The sequence below is a fragment of the Mesorhizobium sp. M4A.F.Ca.ET.020.02.1.1 genome (genome assembly GCF_004022645.1).
In the GTDB taxonomy this organism is placed as follows: Bacteria; Pseudomonadota; Alphaproteobacteria; order Rhizobiales; family Rhizobiaceae; genus Mesorhizobium.
On sequence record NZ_RZOI01001047.1, the window covers coordinates 1 to 1543 of the forward strand.

The following is a 1543-nucleotide window of genomic DNA, read 5'->3' on the forward strand; positions in this document are numbered from 1 at the left end:
GCAGAGCGTAGCGGCCTGCGTGATCGCCGGCGTCTCGCTGTTCGGCGGCAGCGGCAAGGTGCGCAACGTCCTCCTTGGCGCGATCTTCATAACGATCCTGACCAACGGCATGAACCTCATCCGCGTCGAATCCTACGTGCAGCAGATCGTGCTCGGCGCAATCCTGGTTCTGGCGCTCGTTGCCGATCAGCTTCGCACCAGAATGATCGCGCGTTGAGCGCAAGCAGGGGACCTGAAATGCAAGACATCGCTAAAACGGAAGCCAACAAGAAAGTCGTCGTGGGTTTCCTCGAGACCGTCTTCGACCAACACCGGGTCGACGAAGGCATCGAACGGTTCATGGGGCCGGTCTATACCCAGCACAATCCCGGCGTGGCCAATGGCAGGGACGCGTTTGGCGCCTTCTTCCGCGATTTCTTTTCGACGCGCCCGAATGCCCGCTTCAACATCAAGCGCGTTTTTTGCGAGGGCGATTTTGTCACTGTCCACGCGCATTGGACCGAAGACGAGAACGACCGCGGCAGCGCCGTGATGGACATATTCCGCGTCGAGGACGGCCGGGTGGTCGAGCATTGGGACGTCATTCAGCCCATTCCCCAGCACCTGGCTCATTCGAACACGATGTTCTGATCCGCCCGAGTATCGAGGACTTGCGATGACACTACCTGATTGGTTGAACCTTCTCGGACGTCTCGGCGTGGCGCTCTACTTCTTGTGGTCGGTGTGGTTCAACATCGGTGCACGCGAGCATCACTACGCCGAGTTTCGCCGCATCGGCATGCCGAACGGCGAGCTGTTCTTCTGGCTTGGCGTCGCACTCGCATTGGCCGGCAGCCTGCTGTTGCTCCACGGCGCAACCGTTCCCTACGGCGCCGCGATGCTGATTCTTTTCACCCTCGCCGCGGACGCGCTCTTTCACCGCTACTGGACCTATTCCGATCCGGGTGAGGCGGTGATGCACAAATTCTTCCTGTTCGAGCATGCCGCACTCGTCGGTGGCCTGCTTGGCCTCGCCGCACCGTTCCTGTAGCCAAAGGACTTCATCAAATGTCGCTCAGTGACACAGTTCGCGCCAAGCTCGAGGCGGTCAGCGTCTCGACGCTGACGACGGTTCTTTTCAAGCGCGGGTTCCGCAGCCGGTTGATCCAGGGCGCTTTGCCGATCGGCGGAGCGGGCGTCCGCATGATCGGTCCGGCTTTCACCTTGCGCTTCATTCCCGAGCGCGAGGATCTCGACACGATGGCCGAATATGCCAAGCCAACGCATGTCCAGCGGCGCGCCATCGAGGAGTGCCCGCCCGGCCATGTGCTGGTGATCGACGCGCGCGGCGATGCAAGTGCGGCTTCGGCCGGCGACATCATGATGGCGCGCCTGAAGGCGAGGGGCTGCGCCGGCGCCGTCACCGACGGCGGCTTCCGCGACACGGCCGACATCGCCGCCCTCGGCTTCCCTGCCTACCATCAGCGTCCGGCAGCGCCTTCCACGCCCATTCGCCATCACCCGGTCGACCTCAACTTGCCGATCGGCTGCGGCGGCTTTGCCC

At 62.7% G+C, this 1543-nt stretch carries 3 protein-coding genes and 1 pseudogene; all 4 read left to right on the forward strand.

The features are described from left to right. Nucleotides 1-217: pseudogene (locus EN742_RS38430) on the forward strand (ABC transporter permease); the annotation flags it as partial. A 20-nt stretch (nt 218-237) separates the two neighbouring features. Beyond that, the gene (locus EN742_RS34625; RefSeq protein ID WP_128333855.1) at nt 238-630 is read left to right on the forward strand and encodes a nuclear transport factor 2 family protein; all 393 of its coding nucleotides are present in this window, start codon (nt 238-240) and stop codon (nt 628-630) included. A gap of 25 nt (nt 631-655) precedes the next feature. Beyond that, entirely contained in the window at nt 656-1030 is a 375-nt protein-coding gene (locus EN742_RS34630) for a DoxX family membrane protein (RefSeq protein WP_128333856.1), read from the forward strand. Between the two features lie 17 nt (nt 1031-1047). Continuing rightward, nucleotides 1048-1543, forward strand: a 496-nt coding sequence (locus EN742_RS34635; protein ID WP_128333857.1) for a ribonuclease activity regulator RraA, incomplete at its 3' end; no start/stop codon positions are given.

Bases quoted from the DNA above. Each gene is read 5' to 3' on its own strand.
- EN742_RS34625 (WP_128333855.1), top strand. From the start codon at position 238: ATGCAAGACATCGCTAAAACGGAAGCCAACAAGAAAGTCGTCGTGGGT.
- EN742_RS34630 (WP_128333856.1), top strand. From the start codon at position 656: ATGACACTACCTGATTGGTTGAACCTTCTCGGACGTCTCGGCGTGGCG.